11 protein-coding genes are annotated in these 17336 nt (G+C 55.8%); 5 read left to right on the top strand and 6 right to left on the bottom strand.

The features are described from left to right. A partial coding sequence (locus tag TH25_RS20850; RefSeq protein ID WP_147253060.1) for an amidohydrolase occupies window positions 1–1951 on the bottom strand: 1951 nt, incomplete at its 3' end. Window positions 1952–2184: 233 nt separating this feature from the next. On the opposite strand from TH25_RS20850, the gene TH25_RS20845 reads away from it, so the two are divergent. Further along, the gene (locus TH25_RS20845; protein ID WP_147253059.1) at window positions 2185–2589 is read left to right on the top strand and encodes a hypothetical protein; all 405 of its coding nucleotides are present in this window, start codon (window positions 2185–2187) and stop codon (window positions 2587–2589) included. Between the two features lie 35 nt (window positions 2590–2624). Here TH25_RS20845 and TH25_RS20840 read toward each other — a convergent pair whose 3' ends face one another. From TH25_RS20840 to TH25_RS20825, 4 genes are all read right to left on the bottom strand, one after another. After that, window positions 2625–2804: a DUF2256 domain-containing protein gene (locus TH25_RS20840; protein ID WP_114090200.1), complete on the bottom strand. Its 180-nt coding sequence runs from the start codon at window positions 2802–2804 to the stop codon at window positions 2625–2627. Further along, window positions 2801–4324 carry a cryptochrome/photolyase family protein gene (locus tag TH25_RS20835; RefSeq protein WP_114090199.1) on the bottom strand — a complete coding sequence of 508 codons (1524 nt, stop codon included), beginning with the start codon at window positions 4322–4324 and terminating at the stop codon, window positions 2801–2803. The genes TH25_RS20840 and TH25_RS20835 overlap by 4 nt, the downstream gene beginning before the upstream one ends. Window positions 4325–4387: 63 nt before the next feature. Further along, window positions 4388–5827 carry a deoxyguanosinetriphosphate triphosphohydrolase gene (locus TH25_RS20830; protein WP_258549250.1) on the bottom strand — a complete coding sequence of 480 codons (1440 nt, stop codon included), beginning with the start codon at window positions 5825–5827 and terminating at the stop codon, window positions 4388–4390. A 139-nt stretch (window positions 5828–5966) separates the two neighbouring features. Continuing rightward, window positions 5967–6392 carry a DUF4870 family protein gene (locus tag TH25_RS20825; protein ID WP_114090198.1) on the bottom strand — a complete coding sequence of 142 codons (426 nt, stop codon included), beginning with the start codon at window positions 6390–6392 and terminating at the stop codon, window positions 5967–5969. 192 nt (window positions 6393–6584) lie between these two features. Here TH25_RS20825 and gor point away from each other — a divergent pair, with 192 nt between their 5' ends. Beyond that, window positions 6585–7946, top strand: coding sequence for a glutathione-disulfide reductase (gene gor, locus TH25_RS20820; protein ID WP_114090197.1), 1362 nt, complete (start codon window positions 6585–6587; stop codon window positions 7944–7946). 74 nt (window positions 7947–8020) lie between these two features. Here gor and TH25_RS20815 read toward each other — a convergent pair whose 3' ends face one another. Further along, window positions 8021–8485, bottom strand: coding sequence for an Lrp/AsnC family transcriptional regulator (locus TH25_RS20815; RefSeq protein WP_073953495.1), 465 nt, complete (start codon window positions 8483–8485; stop codon window positions 8021–8023). Between the two features lie 171 nt (window positions 8486–8656). Here TH25_RS20815 and TH25_RS20810 point away from each other — a divergent pair, with 171 nt between their 5' ends. The 3 genes from TH25_RS20810 (at window position 8657) to pbpC (ending at window position 17147) form a co-directional block, all read left to right on the top strand. Then, window positions 8657–9673 (top strand): 1-aminocyclopropane-1-carboxylate deaminase, encoded by a 1017-nt coding sequence (locus TH25_RS20810; RefSeq protein ID WP_114090210.1) that lies wholly within the window; start codon window positions 8657–8659, stop codon window positions 9671–9673. Window positions 9674–9863: 190 nt separating this feature from the next. Further along, window positions 9864–14942: an MG2 domain-containing protein gene (locus TH25_RS20800; RefSeq protein WP_114090195.1), complete on the top strand. Its 5079-nt coding sequence runs from the start codon at window positions 9864–9866 to the stop codon at window positions 14940–14942. Between the two features lie 12 nt (window positions 14943–14954). Beyond that, window positions 14955–17147, top strand: a complete 2193-nt coding sequence (gene pbpC, locus TH25_RS20795; protein ID WP_114090194.1) for a penicillin-binding protein 1C — start codon at window positions 14955–14957, stop codon at window positions 17145–17147. The last annotated feature ends 189 nt before the right edge of the window (window positions 17148–17336 follow it).

The raw sequence follows: 17336 nt of genomic DNA, 5'->3' as shown, positions 1-17336 counted from the left end.
GCTCTGACGATAGGTTTTTGCGGGTGTCCAGATCGGCCAGTTTGGAAGGTTCGAGTGACCCGACGAGATGCTCGGCATGGCACTGCCAGGCAGCATTATAGGTTGCTGCGGCCAGGGCCTCGGCCGATGTGATGCATTCGTTCTCGTTTAATACGCGGGCATCGGGCGAGCCCTCCATTTTCCGCGTCACGGCCTGTTCCATCATGCGCAGCGGGCCCAGCGGCGATACCGCACAATCGCTATGCAGGCTAAAGAGGATTTTACGGTTCTGGCTGCTCTTGCAGCGATCAAGCTGGTCTTCGGCCAATTCTTCAAAAATATAATTGCGGAACGTCCAGCCCCAATAACCGACATGGCCGATCAGATAGCTGGGATGGATATGGGCATCTTTGATCCGGTCGAGCCGTTTGTCGGTCAAAAGCGAGCAATGTTCGATCCGGTTACGCAGGCTTTCCGCGGAAATATCGCCATTGACTTTGGCCGCTTCTTCATAGGCTTCAAGGGCATAATTAATCGCCCGTTCGCCATTGGCATGAAGCATGAGCGGCCATTTTTTCCCCCAGGCCGTTTTAACAAGTTCGATAATTTCGGGGGGTGCCTTTTCTGGCGTGCCGTTATGTGAATCGGTCTTGTCGACTGGGAAATTATACAGGCCGTATTCTTTAGGCGCGCAGCAATAGGGTTTGATCTGGTAGCCGGTAAGGCCCTGATTGGATCCGTCTGAGACGATTTTCAGGCTGCCATAATAGAAATTGAGCGAGCCGAGTTGGTAAGGGTCATCCGCGGAAGGCCGGGTTGGCTTGGCAAAGGAGAAATCTGTGGGGATGTCACCGATTTTGTTGACCAGATGTGCCATGCCGATGCGTGGGCTTGGCCAGTCAGGTTGTTCGTTCCGATAGGTTTCCAGATATTCGTGGATAGGTCCAACAAATCTGTCTTGCATGGCGGCATCGTAAACCAAGGTGACACCACGTTTTTGCGCAACCTTGAGCATCCGAATCAGGTTGTCTGGCAGATTTTTCTTCAGATATTCAAGCTGCTCCTTATGAACCGCCTCAAGGGCTGGCACGACCTGGTCCATTTCCTGCAAAACACCCGATGATTTGTTCAGGAAGTTCTCTTCGGTCTGGTATTCCGCCGTAAGCTTATCCTTATAGGTTTCCCAGATGATTTTCAGGGCCGGAGTGTTGACATAGGCCGTATGCTCGGAGGCGGCGACCAGCAGCATCGGGGTCTGATCATCAATTGGATCAAGGAAGTTTTTATCAATGCAATCAAGCAGGGTTTTACCCTTGGCATGATCCGGGAAGTCGCTCATGAGCGAGGTATCAACCCCGTCGCCCAGCAACCACCAGCCTTTCTTGTTTGGGTCGGCCTTCAGCTTTGCCACATCAGCTTTCAGGGCATCCTTCAGTTTGGCCAGGCAATAATCGGGGCGCAGGTTTTGTGCCTCCATTTCGGCGGACGGATCGTCTGACGGGCCAGCTTCGCCCAAAGCGGTATCGCCAAAGGGTGAATAATTTTCCCAGTCGAGCATTAAGGGGGATGTGGTGATATGAACATGCGGTTCGATCAGGCCCGGAACCACGCATTGCCCGTTCTTAAGCGCAATGGTTTGCAAGGCCGGAGCATCCGGGTTGTTTTGCGCAAGGGATGCTGCGTTGGCCTTGGCATCCTTTAGTGTGCCGGTGAAATGAATCTTGTCGTCAAAAATAACCAGTGCCTCGACGGTGGCATCGCCATCACCTTCGGCGACAGTACGAATAACCCCTTTGCCGCCATTATCATGGATCAGCATGAAGGGCTTTGGCGAAGTTACGGGCTTCGCTGCCTTCGGCGCGGCCTTTGTGGCCGAGGGCGCGGATGATTTTTGAACAAACATTTTAAACAGGGCTTCTGCCGTGGGGTTATGACACCCGCAGCTCAGGCCGTGATCACAATCATGTGTCATCTTGATGCTTTCCAAATCGGATTTTTACATATCCGCGCCAACCCATTGAACTGGCTGCGAATGATTCAGAAAGCTGACGCCCAACCGCGTTTATTGTGATTGTATTTGTGTTCGGGAAAGTGCCCTGTTGCTGCCATCATTATCTGGAACGTTGTGATGGAAAAAGCTGCGGCATCGGTCTCACCTCGGGCGATATTTTCGTCACATGGCAATTGGCAGGGGTTTTCAAACCAATGACCAGAAAAACGGCAAAATTCGTTTTTTGGCTGATCGTCATTTGCGCCAGTGTGAGCGTGCTTTACGAGGTCATGTTTGGCTATGAAGGTGCTACAGGTGAGGTGGACTGGATTGAAGCGGGGTATAGCATTGTCAGTGATGTTCTGATGCTGGCAGCCATTTACGCCTATGCCTATGGCAAACGCTGGTTTGGCTATGTGCCGGTGGTTCTGATTATGATCAATACGTTTGCCGCCGGTGTTTATGCCGTATTATCGCTTCTGATTCGCGATGGTGAATTCATGACGGAATCCCAAATTGTGTTTTTGGTTCTGTTGACTGCTGTGGTTTACGGTGTGATTCTGACGGCGCAAAACAGTTTGCGCAAAGAAATGCGGTACGATTCGGCATCAATCATTTAAAAGTGTCGTCTTCAGGTTTTGGGGCTTAATGCTGTTTAAGCGTGAGGTCTCTCACTGGTATTATTTCTGCGAGACATCAGGCTCAGCTTGCTCCTCCGGCACCTTTCGGAGCAATATTTGACGTCCGGCCAGCAATCTTTCCATTTTTTGCGCCAGGCAAAGCTGCGCTGGCAGACGGGGCAGGTTTTGGTCGGCAGGTCGGCTTTTTTCTTCATGACAGGCTTTTAATAAAGCGGTTGGCGTCATCGGTGATGGCCTGTTTTTTATCCTGTCCCATGCGGTCATAGGTTTTATACATCATGCCCACGCGCGGGTTATCGGCCAGTTTGGCGCGGTTGCGGGCGAGAAAATCCCAATAAAGGTAATTGAACGGGCAGGCCCTGGGGCCGTTATTTTTGCTGATTTGGTAGGAACAGTTTTCGCAATAATTCGACATCTTGCTGATATAGCCGCCACCGGCCGCATAGGGTTTGCTGGCAAGAAAGCCGCCATCGGCAAACAGGATCATGCCGCTGACATTGGGCATTTCCACCCATTCATAGGCATCGGCATAAACAATCAAAAACCATTCATTAACTTCAACCGGCGAAACACCGGCCAGCAGGGCAAAATTGCCCAGAACCATCAGGCGCTGGATATGGTGGGCATAGGCATTTTTGCGGGTTTCAAGCACGCATTGGCGCAGGCAGTTCATTTTGGTGATGGCGGACCAGTAGAATTCCGGCAAGGGGGCGGTTGCCTCAAAAAAGTTTTCATCGGCGTAACCCGGCATTTTCAGCCAGTAAACACCGCGCACATATTCCCGCCAGCCCAAAATCTGGCGGATAAAACCCTCCACCGCGTTTAAGGGCGCATCGCCGCGATAATAAGCGTTTTCAGCCGCGGAAAGACATTCCAGCGGCCCTAACAGCCCGCAATTGAGGTAAAACGCCAGATGGGAATGAAACATCCAGGGCTGGTCCTGGATCATGGCATCCTGATAATCGCCAAACTGCGACAGGCGCAGGGTGATAAACTGATCGAGCGCGTTGAGCGCCTGCTGGCGCGTCACGGCGAAATGAAACGGCCGCAAATCGCCAAAATGGTGTGAAAACCGCTTTTCCACCAGCTCCAGCACGTCGAGGGTAATGTCATCAGGTCGGGAGTGATGCGGGGCGGGAATATCAAGGCCTTCCCTGGGTGGTTTGCGGTTTTCGGCATCAAAATTCCACTGCCCGCCCACCGGGTTGCCGTTTTCAAGCAGGATGCCGTGTTTTTTGCGCATCTCGCGATAGAAATATTCCATGCGCAATTGCTTGCGATCCTTCGCCCAGTCGCGAAAGTCATCCAGACTGCACAGGAACCGGTCATCCTCGCGAATGTCAACCGGCAGGCCAAAGGCTTCCTGCCAGCTTTTCACATCCTGCAACACGCGATATTCACCGGGATGGGTGAGGATGATGTGATCGGGATTGTGCCGGGCAATGGCGCGTTTGACCTCGCCCTTAAAGGAGCCGCTATTTTCAGCGTCATCAAGTTTGATGTAATCAACGCGATAGCCCGCCTTGCGCAAATCAGCAGCAAAATGGCGCATGGCGGAAAACAGAAAGGCGATTTTCTTTTTATGATGGGCGACATAGGTGGCTTCGTCCCACACTTCACACATCAAAATCACATCGCGGGATGGGTCACATCCCGCCAGGCAACTGACGGTTTCCGAAAGCTGGTCGCCCAGAATGACGCGCAAAGTTCCCATGACATAACCTGTATTGAAAAGTCTGCCTTTCTATACGGATATGGGAGCATGCCTGGTTCAGGCCTAGATCGTGATGCCCTGCAATTTGCGAAACAGGGTGACGGCGTAGCGGTCTGTCATGCCGGAAATATAATCCATCACCCGCATCAGGCGGCCATAAAGGTCGTTGGCTTCCTTGAGCTTGCCCGAGAGCAGTTTGTCGATGCGGTCTGCCTGTGGCGGCAGGCGTTTGCCGTGGTTTTTATGTTCTTCAATATCAATGGCGGCCCGCACAAAGCTGTCGAGCAGGCCGTGAATAACCTCGAACCCGGCAATTTCAATCGGCAGGACATGCTGGGCGTTATAGATTTTCTGTACCGCCAGCTTTTTGCAATATTTGGCATCCACCCCCAGCGGCGTATTTGCCAGAAGGTCGCCCTCTAGCGTTCCGGCCAGCAGTGCATCCTCATGGGCGATAAAGGCATCAACCGCCGCCTTGACCAGATTGCCAATCGCCTTGCCGCGCAAAAAGCCGATGCGGTCATTTTCGGATTTCTGTTTGTACCAGTCTTCGCCGCGCAGGGTTTCCCAGCGTTGCCGGGCATCGCCGTCATATTTGTCGGGGTGCCGCGCAATCGGGGCCAGGGCACGTTCAACTTCCTCGAATGTCACACAGCCCAGTTCCCAGCCATCTTCCAGATCCACGACCGAATAACAAATATCATCCGCCGCCTCGACAAGATACACCAGTGGATGACGCCGCCATGCACCATCCAGCCCCTCATGGGGCAGAAGGCCGCACACTTTGGCAATCGCCTGGGCGATATGGCGCTCGGCTTGGTAATAGCCGGGCTTTTTAAGGCCGGTATAAGTGCCGGTATGCGTCGCGGACAGGCTGGTGGCGCGGGGATATTTGATGAAGGTCCCCAGCGTGCCGTAAGTCAGGTTCAGCCCGCCTTCAAAGCGCATCATCTCAAGCTGGCTGACAATGCGCAGGCCCTGGGCATTGCCCTCGAAATGGCGCAAATCCTCCAGCTCCGGGCCGGAGAGGCGCGATGTCAGTTCTTCCTTTGCCAGACGCGATGTTTTGAACCATTCATTGATCGCATCCTCGCCGGAATGACCAAAGGGCGGGTTGCCAATATCATGCGCCAGGCAGGCCGCCTGCACCATATAACCAATATCGGCCACCGTAACCGGGCTGTTCACGCCCAGTTGCCGGGCGATATGCGCCCCCGCCATCAAACCCAGCGACTGCCCGACGGAGCCGACCTCGATGGTGTGGGTCAGGCGGGTATGCACATGGTCGTTATCCGAGAGCGGATGAACCTGGGTTTTGTTTTGCAGGCGCCGGAAGGAGGATGAAAAAATCACCCGGTCCACATCAATCTGAAACGGGCTTCTGCCATCGGCTGCCGGGCGGGCCGGACCCTCGGGCAGTGAAACACTCCCGTCACGAACAGCAAGCCTGTGGGCCGATAACAAATCTTCCCAGCGCATTTTGGTGCCTGCTGTTTCGTTCATAAGGCTGTTTGTCCCTGTGATTGTTTTCCTGCAAGCGCGACTTTAACGGGCGCGCGTGGCCGGTGCAATCATCCTGCCACACCAAACCCGCAAAGGATGCGCCCGCTTTCTCCCTGCAAAAGGGCGGGGGCGGAAATGCCTAGCCGAAAAACCAGCTTTGCGGGTCGTTGATCGGTTTGCCTTCCAGCGCACGCAAAAGGCCAATCACATTGCGGCCAATAAACCACGCAGCGGTATAAAGCCCCATCAGCCCCATCACCGCCCAGCCAATAAACGGGATCCACCAGACAAAAAAGGTCACAATCCCGGTGAGGATGGCATAGAGAATGCTAATCCAGAAGGTGCGGATGATAAAGGTGTAGTGGCTGTTGCTCCAGTGCCCGTCATCCTCGCGCGCGACATAGGCCACGATCAGGGCAATCAGCCCGGTGGCAAGGGCGGTAAACAGGGTCGCGATCATCAGCCCATAGCAAACAAGGGCCGTATTGCCGCTGCGTTCTTCGGCAAATGCCTGCTGTCCTGGTTGATAGCGCGGCGCATCTTCTGAAAAACGGGCGTCGGTCATTCTCGTTTGTCCTTTATGGGGCGGTTGTCATGCTTGCTCGATTATATAGGACAATCCGGGCAAAACGCTATTGCTGGTTGCGCCTCACAAAGCTGTTTTCGACAATTGAAAACTCTGTCCTAGACTCTGCCGCAGACATCCCTACATTTGCCCTCATGTCGCGGAGAATATTCAACGCAAGGAATTTTATGTATGTCAGACTATGATTATGATCTGTTTGTGATCGGGGCCGGGTCGGGCGGTGTGCGTGCGGCCCGTGTGGCCTCGGGCTATGGCGCAAAGGTTGCGATTGCCGAAGAAAGCCGGGTGGGGGGCACCTGTGTCATTCGGGGCTGTGTGCCGAAAAAACTGCTGGTCTACGGTGCCCATTTCGCCGAGGATTTCGAGGATGCCGCCGCCTATGGCTGGACACTGCCCGGCGAGCCAACCTTTAGCTGGCAAACCCTGATTGCCAATAAGGACAAGGAAATTGACCGCTTAAACGGCATTTATCACAAATTGCTGGCCGGGTCCGACGTGGCCCTGTTTGAAGACCGTGCGGTGTTCAGGGATGCCCATACCCTTCAGGTCGGCGATAAAACCGTGACCGCCGAACGGATTTTGATTGCGGTGGGCGGTCATCCCACCGTGCCCGATATTCCCGGCATCGAACATGCCATTACCTCAAACGAGGCCTTTCATCTGGAAGACCAGCCAAAGCGCATCGCCATTGTCGGCGGCGGCTATATTGCGGTGGAATTTGCCGGTATTTTTGCCGGTCTGGGCTCCGATGTGTCGCTGCTCTATCGCGGGGATCAGATTTTGCGCGGCTTTGATCGCGACATTCGCGACCATCTGGCTGCCGAAATCATCAAAAAGGGCGTCGATCTTCAGGTTGAAACCAATGTCAGCGCGATTGAAAAACAGGCCGATGGCAGCCTGAAACTGACCCTGACGACAGGCAGCGACATGGTGGTCGATGCCGTGATGTTCGCCACTGGTCGCGCGCCCAATACGGCAGGCCTGGGGCTGGAGGCCGCCGGAGTGAAAACCAACCACAAGGGCGCGGTTGTGATCACCAAGGGCCTGCAAACCAACATCGATAACATCTATGCCGTGGGCGATGTGACCGACCGGGTGCAGCTTACCCCGGTTGCCATCAAGGAAGGCATGGCCTTTGCCGATACGGTATATGGCGGCAAACCCTGGCATATGACCTATCAGGCCATCCCGACAGCGGTTTTCTCTCAGCCGCCGGTCGGCACCGTGGGCTTAAGCGAGCAGGAAGCCCGCGCCAAGGGCTGCGATGTGGATATTTACCGCTCCACCTTCAAGCCCATGCGCCACACTCTTTCCGGGCGCGATGAAAAGACCCTGATGAAGCTGATCGTCGATAAAACCACCGATGTGGTTTTGGGGGCGCATATGGTCGGCCCCGACGCCGCCGAAATCATTCAGGGCATCGGCATCGCCGTGCGTCTGGGCGCGACCAAGGCCCAGTTCGACCAAACCGTCGCCGTCCACCCCTCGGCCGCCGAGGAATTTGTGACGATGCGCACACCGGTTGGCGGTTGATTGCCGGGATTAACGGGAAGCTAAAATGCGAAAGGCGGTGCCATATGGTGCCGCCTTTTGCTGTGCTGGCGTCTTCAAAACGCCAACGGCGCATTGTCCACCACCTCTTTCATCACAAAGAATGTGCGGGTTTGGCGGATGCCGGGCAGGGCGATGAGTTGGTCGCCGTGCAGGTGGTTGAAATTTGCCATGTCGCTGACGCGGATTTTCAGGAAATAGTCGAAATCGCCCGCCACCAGATGGCAATCGAGGATGAAGGGCAGTTTGCGGCAGGCATTTTCAAATTCGGCGAAACTTTCGGGGGTAGAGCGGTCCAGCACCACGCCCAGCATGACAAGTGCACCGCGTTCCACCTTTTTCGGGTCAATCATGGCGCGAACGGAGCTGATATAGCCGTCATCAAACAATCGTTGAATGCGGCGGTGGCAGGTGGCGGGGCTGACATTGACGCGCTTGGCGATTTCGGCATTGCCCATGCGACCATCGCTTTGCAGCAGACGGAGAATTTTCTGATCAATGCGGTCGAGCGGCTGTTCCATGATGGATTATTCCATAATTCGTCGAGATAATGAAAGTATAGCCACATATTTCACATTACGTGAATCAATGTGCGAAAAATTTACGCGAATTTCGAGAGCACATTTCATTCGATTGGCATTAGCATTTGCGCATCGATGATTGCCAGCCAGGGAGTGCTAACCGTGAAAAAAATGAATCTCGGCAAGTTTGAAAAATATAGCCTGACTTTCGGCCCGACCCCGATTGAGGCTCTGCCGCGCCTTTCTGCGCATTTGGGCGGGGATGTGGAACTTTATGCCAAGCGCGAGGATTGCAATTCCGGCCTGGCCTTTGGCGGCAACAAAGTCCGCAAGATGGAATATATCATTCCTGATGCCATTAAATCGGGGGCTGATACGCTGGTGACGATTGGCGGTGTGCAGTCCAACCATACCCGCCAGGTCGCGGCCATTGCCGCCAAGATTGGCATGAAATGCCGCCTGGTGCAGGAAAGCTGGGTGCCGTTTAACGATGCGGTTTATGACCGCGTTGGCAATATCCTGATGAGCCGCGTCATGGGTGCCGAGATCGAACTGGTCGATGAAGGCTTTGACATTGGCATTCGCGAAAGCTGGGAAGCCGCCCTTGAAGATGTGAAGGCCAAAGGCGGCAAGCCTTATCCGATCCCGGCAGGTGCATCGGTGCATAAATATGGCGGTCTGGGGTTTGTCGGCTTTGCCGAGGAAGTCCGCGCGCAGGAAGCCGAACTGGGCTTTGAATTTGATTATATCGTGGTCTGCACCGTGACCGGTTCGACCCATGCCGGGATGGTCGTGGGCTTTGCCGCCGATGGCCGCGCCAACAAGGTTGTGGGGATCGATGCTTCCGGCACGCCAGAGCAGACCCGCGCGCAGGTTTTGGCCATTGCCGAAAAAACCGCCGATCTGGTGGAACTGGAAGGTGGCGTTTCCGATGCGGATATTACCCTGATCAATGATTATGCCTATCCGGCCTATGGGGTGCCGTCAGATGAAACCAACGACGCCATCCGTTTGGCCGCGCGCACCGAAGGCATGATGACCGACCCGGTTTATGAAGGCAAATCGATGCAGGGCATGATTGATCTGGTCAAAAAGGGCTATTTCCCCAAAGGATCAAAGGTTTTGTACGCCCATCTGGGCGGTGTGCCGGCGATTAACGGCTATAGCTACCTTTATCGCAACGGCTGATCACTCAGTCGGTAGATATTTTGGGCGGCAGGGGCAGCGTAATGTCCCTGCCGTTTTTGTTTGGGTGCAGGGCAAAGCGGCACAAAACCGCAGGGTGCACTTTTTGCGTGTTGCGTAACCGTAAAAAAACCGTTTTTCTACACTGGTTTGTTCATTCCGCCAGATCACTTCCTGCGACATCGAGGTCCTGATGCCCTGCCAAAAACGGCTTGCCGCACTTCTCCTGTTTGTTTTTGCGCTTTTTTTGCCTGCACTGGCCCATACCAGCGAAACATACCCCACCAGTTTCCCGTGTGAACAGGCCTCGACCGGCATTGAAAAGGCGGTATGCCAGAATGCCGACCTGGCCGCCCTTGATGTGAAAATGGCGCAAACCTATCAGCAGGCCCTGGGCACGTTGGACGAGCTGGCAAAAAGCGCCCTGCAAACGGACCAGCGGGCCTGGCTGCATCAGGTGCGCAATGGCTGCGAATTGCAAAAGGATGAAAAACCCGATGCTCTGCGCCCGGAAACCCTGCACTGCCTGACGCGCGCCTATCAGAACCGCATTGACGATTTGCGCACCGAATTGACGGGTGATTTGACGATTACCAGGGTCACGACCCAGGCAGACAAGGCCGTGAGCGAAACCTGCTTTGCCTTTGATCATGATCTCAGTGCCGATCAGCCGCTGGATGTGCGATCCTATATCGAGCTGTCACCGGCGCGCGATTATTCCGCCCGCATTGCCAATGGCAAGCTGTGCCTGATGGGCCTGCCGCATTCGCAAACAACCAAAGTCACCTTGCGCAAGGGATTGAAGGGCATTTTTGATTTTGCCCTGGCAAAGGATGTGTCGCGCGACATAACGATCGGCGCGCGCAAGGCGGAAATCACGCTGGGCACCAATAATTATGTACTGCCCAAAAGCGACAGCCCGGTCATCCCGATTACAACGGTGAACCAGGACCATGTGGCATTACGGTTTTTCCGCATTGTCGAACGCAATCTGGTCAATACCCTGACCTCAAACCTGCTTGCCCATCGTCTTGATAATTGGGACATGGATACGATTCAGGATCGCACGGGCGAGGAAGTCTGGGCCGGGACCCTTGATGTGCGCAATGTGCCCGACCAGGACGTGGTGACGCAAATTCCGCTGCGCGAAATGGTGCAGGATTTTAAACCGGGCCTGTACGCCCTGGTGGCAAGTGCGCCCGATGATGATGACCGCTGGGGCAACAAACCGACCCAGTGGGTGGTGGTCACGGATTTGGGCCTGTCGGCCTATAACGGCGAAAAGGGCCTGTCGCTTCAGGTACGGTCCCTGCGCAGTGCTGCGCCGGTAGATGGGGCAAAAGTAACCCTGGTGGCACGCAACAATGCCGTGCTGGGTACCGCCGTGGCCGATGATGATGGCTGGGCGGATTTTCCAGGGTCGTTGCTGGCGGGCAAGGGCGGCAAGCAGGCGCTGTATGTCACCGCCGAAACGCAGGATGGCGATTTTTCCTTTATCTCGCTTGATCAATCGCCGCTGGAACTGTCGGATCGGGGTGTTTCGGGCCATGAGCCGCCCGGTGCCCTGCAAACTTATTTATATGCCGACCGGGGGATTTACCGCCCCGGCGAGAAAATCCATTTGGGCTATATGCTGCGCGATGATTTATCCGCTGCACAAACCGGCGTGCCGGTGACAATTGTGCTGTATCGCCCCGATGGCAAGGAAGCCTTTAAAACCGTGCAGCAGCCCGATGATGCCGGGGGCGGTACGCTTGATATTCCCCTTGCCAATGCGGCTGCCACCGGCAAATGGCATATTTCCGCCTATAGTGACCCCAACGGTGCGCCGATTGGTGATTTGTCGGTTCAGGTCGAGGAATTTGTGCCCGAGCGGCTGGAGGTCAAGGCCAGCACCACAGCCCCCTATATGGTTTTTGGCCAGGCCATGCCACTGGATGTGCAAACCGATTATTTGTTTGGCGCGCCGGGCAGTGGTTTGATGGCCGGGGGCAATGCCTTTTTGCAAGTGGATCATCATCCCTTTGCCGATTGGAAAAACTATTATTTCGGTTTGCAGGATGATGTGGCCCAGGTCCGTAAAAACTTTGATGGCGTGAAAAGCAATGCCAGCGGCTATGCCGACCTTCGGGTGCCCGCCTTTGAACGGGTGGATTTATCATCGCCCCTAAAGGTTGGTTTGAATGTGGAAGTGGCCGATATTGATGGCCGTCCGTCGCGCACCCGGCTGAGCCTGCCGTTGCAGGCCAATGACAGTCTGGTCGGTATCCGCCCCGGTTTTGATGGCGATTCCCTGACTTACGGGCAGGAGGCGCCCTTTGATGCCGTTGTGGTGAATGCCAAGGGGCAGCCGCTGGCCGTTCGTAAACTGGTGATAGACTGGGTGCGCGAGGAACGGACCTATAACTGGTATTATCAAAACGGCGAATGGCAATCGAGCTACGATAAATATGACGTGCCGGTGGGGCATGAGGCCATTACCGCCGATGCCAATGGCAAGGTGCATTTTGCCCGGTCTTTTGACCATTGGGGGTATTACCGTGCCGTGGTGCGCGACCCGATCACCGGCAGTGCGGCGGACCATACCTTCCGGGTGGGCTGGTGGGCCAACGGCCAATCGCCCGACCGCCCCGATCAGTTGAATATGAGCCTTAAATCCACGGAAATCCCTGCCCGCGGCCAGATAGAGGGTTTCATCAAGACCCCGTTTACGGGCCGGTTGGTGGTAACGGTGGCGCAGAAAAACGTGCTGTGGCGCCAGGACTATGAATTGTCGGGCGATGGCGTGGAATTCCACATTCCCGTGGACCCGAAATGGGGCAATGGGGCCTATGTGCTGGCAACGGCCTATCGCGCCGGGCTGGACCAGCAACAATCCGGTGCGATGGGGCCGGTGCGCGCGGTGGCGGCCCAATGGGTCAGTTTTGGCAAACAGGACCGGACATTAAAGGTCGGGCTGGATGTACCAGCCGAAATTCGCCCCGATACCAGCCTGGATGTGCCCGTCACGGTTACGGGCAAGGCGATTGGCGCGGGCGAAAAGGTGCGCGTTAATGTCTTTGCCGTGGATGAAGGCATTTTGCGCCTGACCGGCTTTAAGGCCCCCAAACCCGAAGATGCGCTGTTGGGCCAGCAATTATTGCAGCTTTCATACCATGACCTGTATGGGCATCTGATTACCCCGCAAAAGGGCGATTTGGGTGTGCTTCGATCTGGTGGTGATGAAATGGGCGATGGCAACCAGGCCTCGCTTAAATCGCGGGTGTTTAAAACCGTCGCCCTTGCCAGCGATACCGTGCTGCTTGATGGTGACGGCAAGGGTTTGGCGCATTTTGACGTGCCGGACTTTAACGGCAAATTGCGCGTATTTGCCGTGGCCTATAGCCAAACCGCGATGGGCAGCGGTGTTACCAATATGCTGGTACGTGCGCCGGTGGTGGCCGATTTGCTGCCGCCGCGCTTTATGGCACCGGGCGATCAGGCCGATTTTGCCCTGCGCCTGCAAAATTTAAGCGGGCCGGATGGCAGTTATAAAATTCGTTTGGCAACGAATGATATTTTAACGGTGAAAAATCCGGGCTGGCAGGGCGATCTTGCCCCGGGCAAGCAGGCGGAAAATCGCTTTGATGTGACGGCAAACCGTGTCGGACAGGGCAAATTGACCCTTACGATTGACGGGCCGGATCGCTATCATCAGGTGCGGTCATGGGATATGGAAGTCCGCCCGGCCCAGGCCTGGACCACCAATTTTGGTCAGCAAAAACTGGCGGCGGGCGATGTGCTTAATCTGGATGGCGCGTATCTGGATATGTTCCGCCCCGAGACGGCATCGCTTGATGTGGCCTTGGCTTCGGTCCCGGCCATTGATGTGCAACATCTTATCACGGCCCTGGACCAGTATCCCTATGGCTGCCTGGAACAAATCACCAGTCGGGCCTTTCCGTTGCTGTCCTTCCGCGATGCCAAGGACCGCTTCGCCGGGGTGACATTTGATGAAAACAACCTTGATGACAAAATTCGCGATGGCATTGCCGGTGTGCTGGCAAAACAGCGCAGCGACGGCAGCTTTGGCCTTTGGAACCGCCAAAGCGACGCCGAACCGTGGTTAACCGCCTATGCGACTGATTTTCTGACCACGGCACGGGCAAAGGGGTATGACGTGCTTGATGCCCGGTTTAACAGTGCACTGGACTGGATGCAGAATGTGGTGCGGTCCGAACAATATTCGCCCGAGGCCCGTGCCTATATGGTGCTGGTGCTGACCCGCAATGACCGTTATTCAAAATCGGCACTGGATTATGAAATCACCCGGATTTTGAAGGGTAAAATCGGCTCGCTCGCCTGGGCACAGCTTGCGGCGGCACGGGTGATCAGTGGGGGCACGGTGGATGGCTTTACGTTTGATAATTTCACCTATTTTGTCGGTGATCATAAGCGTTATTACCACAGTTACGGTTCGCCGCTGCGCGACCTTGCCGCGATTTTAACCCTGCCAGCAGGCATTTTTGCCAGCGATAATGAACGTCTGTCGCTGTTAACCACCGTCACTGATGATGCCCAAAACCAGCATTATACCAGCACCCAGGAAAAGGCCTGGCTGTTGCAGGCGGCAACCGCCATTGCAACAGGGGCGGGTAAAAGCCTGACCTTGCGGGTGAATGACCAGCCTGCGCAAACGCTGCAAAGCTACCGTGTTGGCTTAACCCCGGATCAGGTGCAGGATTCTTACCGTATTGAAAATACCGGGCAGGGCACGGCCTTTGTTACCTGGTCGGCCACCGGCATTCCGGCACAGCCAATGGCTGCGGCATCCCAGGGGTTTTCGATCCAGCGGCAGTATTTTGATATGGATGGCAAGGCCGCAAAGCTTGACCAGGTAAAAACCGGCGATCGCTTTATTGTTGTTTTGTCGGGCGCGGCAAAGGATCGGCTTTCGCATCGGGCACTGGTGGTGGATTTGCTGCCCGCCGGGTTCGAGATCGAGGCTAATGCCCGCTTCCCCGAACTGGAAAAACGCCTGTCGATTACGCCTAGTGACCTGTCGGCAACCGAATTTATTGCCGAACGGGATGACCGTTATGTCGCGGCGGTGAATTTGGGCGCGGACCGTTATGGCGATGACAAAGGCGCGAAATTCCGCCTGTATTATGTGGTGCGCGCCGTCACGCCGGGGCACTATGTGCATCCGGCCCCGTTTGTCGAGGATATGTATAAACCGGCCTGGTTTGCCCGGGGTGCGATGGGCAACCTTGTGGTTTCACCGGCGAATTAGGCCCGGCAGGCTATGCGCGGTTTACTGTCATTCGTCACCACATGGGGTAAAAACAAACCCGTTCGTATCTCTGGCGCATTGCTGGGGATGGGGGCGGTTTTGGCTTTGGCCTTATGGGGGCTGGACCGCGCCTTTCCGCCAAACCTGTCGCGGCTGGACCATATTTCGGCGGTGGTGGAGGGGCGTAACGGGCAACCTTTGCGCATGTTCTCCACCGAAGGCGGGCTTTTGCGTTTGCAAACCCGTGTGGCGGGGGTGGATTCCAAATATCTGCGCTTTTTAAAAAGTTACGAGGACCGCCGGTTTGACCACCATTGGGGCGTGGACCCGGCGGCATTGCTGCGGGCAAGCTGGCAATGGGCGCGCGCCGGGCATATCGTTTCGGGCGGTTCCACCCTGACCATGCAGGTGGCGCGGCTGTTGGAACCGCGCGATCGTACCCTTGTTGCCAAGGGCATCGAGATTTTGCGTGCCTTGCAACTGGAATGGCATTATTCCAAAACCGACATTTTAAACATGTATGTCACCCTGGCCCCGTTTGGCGGGCGCCTTGAAGGGGTGCGCAGTGCCGCGAATATTTATTTCCGCAAGGACCCGGCGCATTTAACCATTGCCGAGGCCGCGTTGTTAACCGTGCTGCCGCAATCGCCCAGCACCCTGCGGCCAGACCGATTTCCCGCCCGCGCCCGCGCTGCCCGGCAAAAGGTGCTGCAACGTCTGTTGGGCGAACAGGTGATCACGCAGGCTGATTATGACGAAGCCAATGCCGAACCACTGCCCGACCGGCAATTTCCCGTGCCGATGCTGGCCCCGCATCTGGCAGAACGGCTGGTGGCGTCCCATCCCGGCCAGCATCGTATTACCACCACCATCGAACCCTGGTTGCAGGCCGATATTCAAAAGCTGGTGGAATATTATGGCGGGCGGAACAGGCCACAACGCTCCGTGGCCCTGATGGTGGTGGAAAACAAAACCGGCAAGGTACGGGTTCATTTGGGATCACGCGATTATCTGGACCGCGCCAGCCACGGCTTTGTCGATATGACGCAGGCGGTGCGGTCGCCGGGATCCACGTTAAAACCGTTTATTTATGCCCTGTCATTCGATGCCCGGCAAACCCACCCGCAAACCCTGATCTGGGATCGCGCCATTGCCGATGGCGGCTATCGTCCGGCCAATTTTGATCATGGCGAGGCTGGCGAGGTCAGCATTGCCGATGCCCTGCGCTTTAGCCTCAATATCCCGGCGGTCAAGGTGCTTGAACGCTTTGGACCCATCCGTTTTAGCGAAACCATGCGCCATAACGGCCTGGATTTGCGCCTGCCCCACGCCGGCGATGTGCCCAATCTTGCCATTGCCCTGGGCGGCACGGGCATTCGCCTCGATGAAATGACGCAGCTTTATCACGCCTTGGCAACGGACCGTAAAAACTGCCCTTTGACATATCTGCAAAATGCGCCCGCCCAGCCATGCGCCAGTCCGCAGGACATGTTTTCGCGCCAGACGCAAAACTGGATCACCGGCATTTTGCAGCATACCCCGCGCCCCGATGGCTACCGGGCGCAGGCGGCATATAATGCCAGCCGCAATGCCGCCCCCATCGCCTTTAAAACCGGCACATCCTATGGCTATCGCGATGCCTGGGCCTTTGGCTACACTGCGGATTATACGGTCGGTGTCTGGGTCGGGCGGGCATCGGGCGAGCCGGTGAATGGTCAGACGGGGCTTAACAGTGCCGCACCCCTGTTATTTTCCGTGTTTGAAAAACTGCCGCCCTTGTCGCGCACGGGGCAAAATGCCAGCGCCAATGCCCACGCCAAAGACTGGCAAAATCCGGCCCCCGTCGGGCTTAAATATTTCGGCATCAAACGGGCCGATCCGCTTGTGGTGGCGGCAAATGCGCTCGATATTGAATATCCTGCCGATGACAGCATTTTCATGGTTGGCAGCCTTGGCCCGCGCGGCCTTGTTTTACGCGCCCGCAATGGCGAACGGCCCCTGGTCTGGATGGTCAATGGCGTGCCGTTGCCCTCCGACCCGTGGCAGCGCCATGTGCGCTGGCAGCCCGACGGGCCGGGTTTTTATGACATCACGGTGCTCGATAAAAACGGCGTTGCCCGCCACCGTCATGTCACCATCCGGGCCAGCGAACCTTTGTTGTCCCCAATCCATAACATTTCACTTTCCCCCTCGACGCAAAATTGACGGCGATGCGTCGCAAGCGGCATGAAAATTGCCGGTTTTTACGCACCAAAACTGAGTCATTTTTGCAAAAATTCGGCGAAAAACCGGGCAAAAATGCCTTTTTTCGACTCAAAAAAATCCCGCAACATTCTGAATATGCTGCGGGATTCGGTGTTCCTATTGTAGCAGGTTCGATTTTAGAGGGTAGCT

Source organism: Thalassospira profundimaris, assembly GCF_003326755.1.
Lineage (GTDB): Bacteria > Pseudomonadota > Alphaproteobacteria > Rhodospirillales > Thalassospiraceae > Thalassospira > Thalassospira profundimaris_B.
Note: the sequence above shows the minus strand (reverse complement) of the source record. Positions and strands in the feature narration are given on the sequence as shown.

Bases quoted from the DNA above. Each gene is read 5' to 3' on its own strand.
- TH25_RS20825 (WP_114090198.1), bottom strand. From the start codon at position 6,392: ATGACCGACGCCCGTTTTTCAGAAGATGCGCCGCGCTATCAACCAGGA.
- TH25_RS20810 (WP_114090210.1), top strand. From the start codon at position 8,657: ATGAATCTCGGCAAGTTTGAAAAATATAGCCTGACTTTCGGCCCGACC.
- TH25_RS20815 (WP_073953495.1), bottom strand. From the start codon at position 8,485: ATGGAACAGCCGCTCGACCGCATTGATCAGAAAATTCTCCGTCTGCTG.
- pbpC (WP_114090194.1), top strand. From the start codon at position 14,955: ATGCGCGGTTTACTGTCATTCGTCACCACATGGGGTAAAAACAAACCC.
- TH25_RS20845 (WP_147253059.1), top strand. From the start codon at position 2,185: ATGACCAGAAAAACGGCAAAATTCGTTTTTTGGCTGATCGTCATTTGC.
- TH25_RS20840 (WP_114090200.1), bottom strand. From the start codon at position 2,804: ATGAAGAAAAAAGCCGACCTGCCGACCAAAACCTGCCCCGTCTGCCAG.
- gor (WP_114090197.1), top strand. From the start codon at position 6,585: ATGTCAGACTATGATTATGATCTGTTTGTGATCGGGGCCGGGTCGGGC.
- TH25_RS20835 (WP_114090199.1), bottom strand. From the start codon at position 4,324: ATGGGAACTTTGCGCGTCATTCTGGGCGACCAGCTTTCGGAAACCGTC.
- TH25_RS20830 (WP_258549250.1), bottom strand. From the start codon at position 5,827: ATGAACGAAACAGCAGGCACCAAAATGCGCTGGGAAGATTTGTTATCG.
- TH25_RS20800 (WP_114090195.1), top strand. From the start codon at position 9,864: ATGCCCTGCCAAAAACGGCTTGCCGCACTTCTCCTGTTTGTTTTTGCG.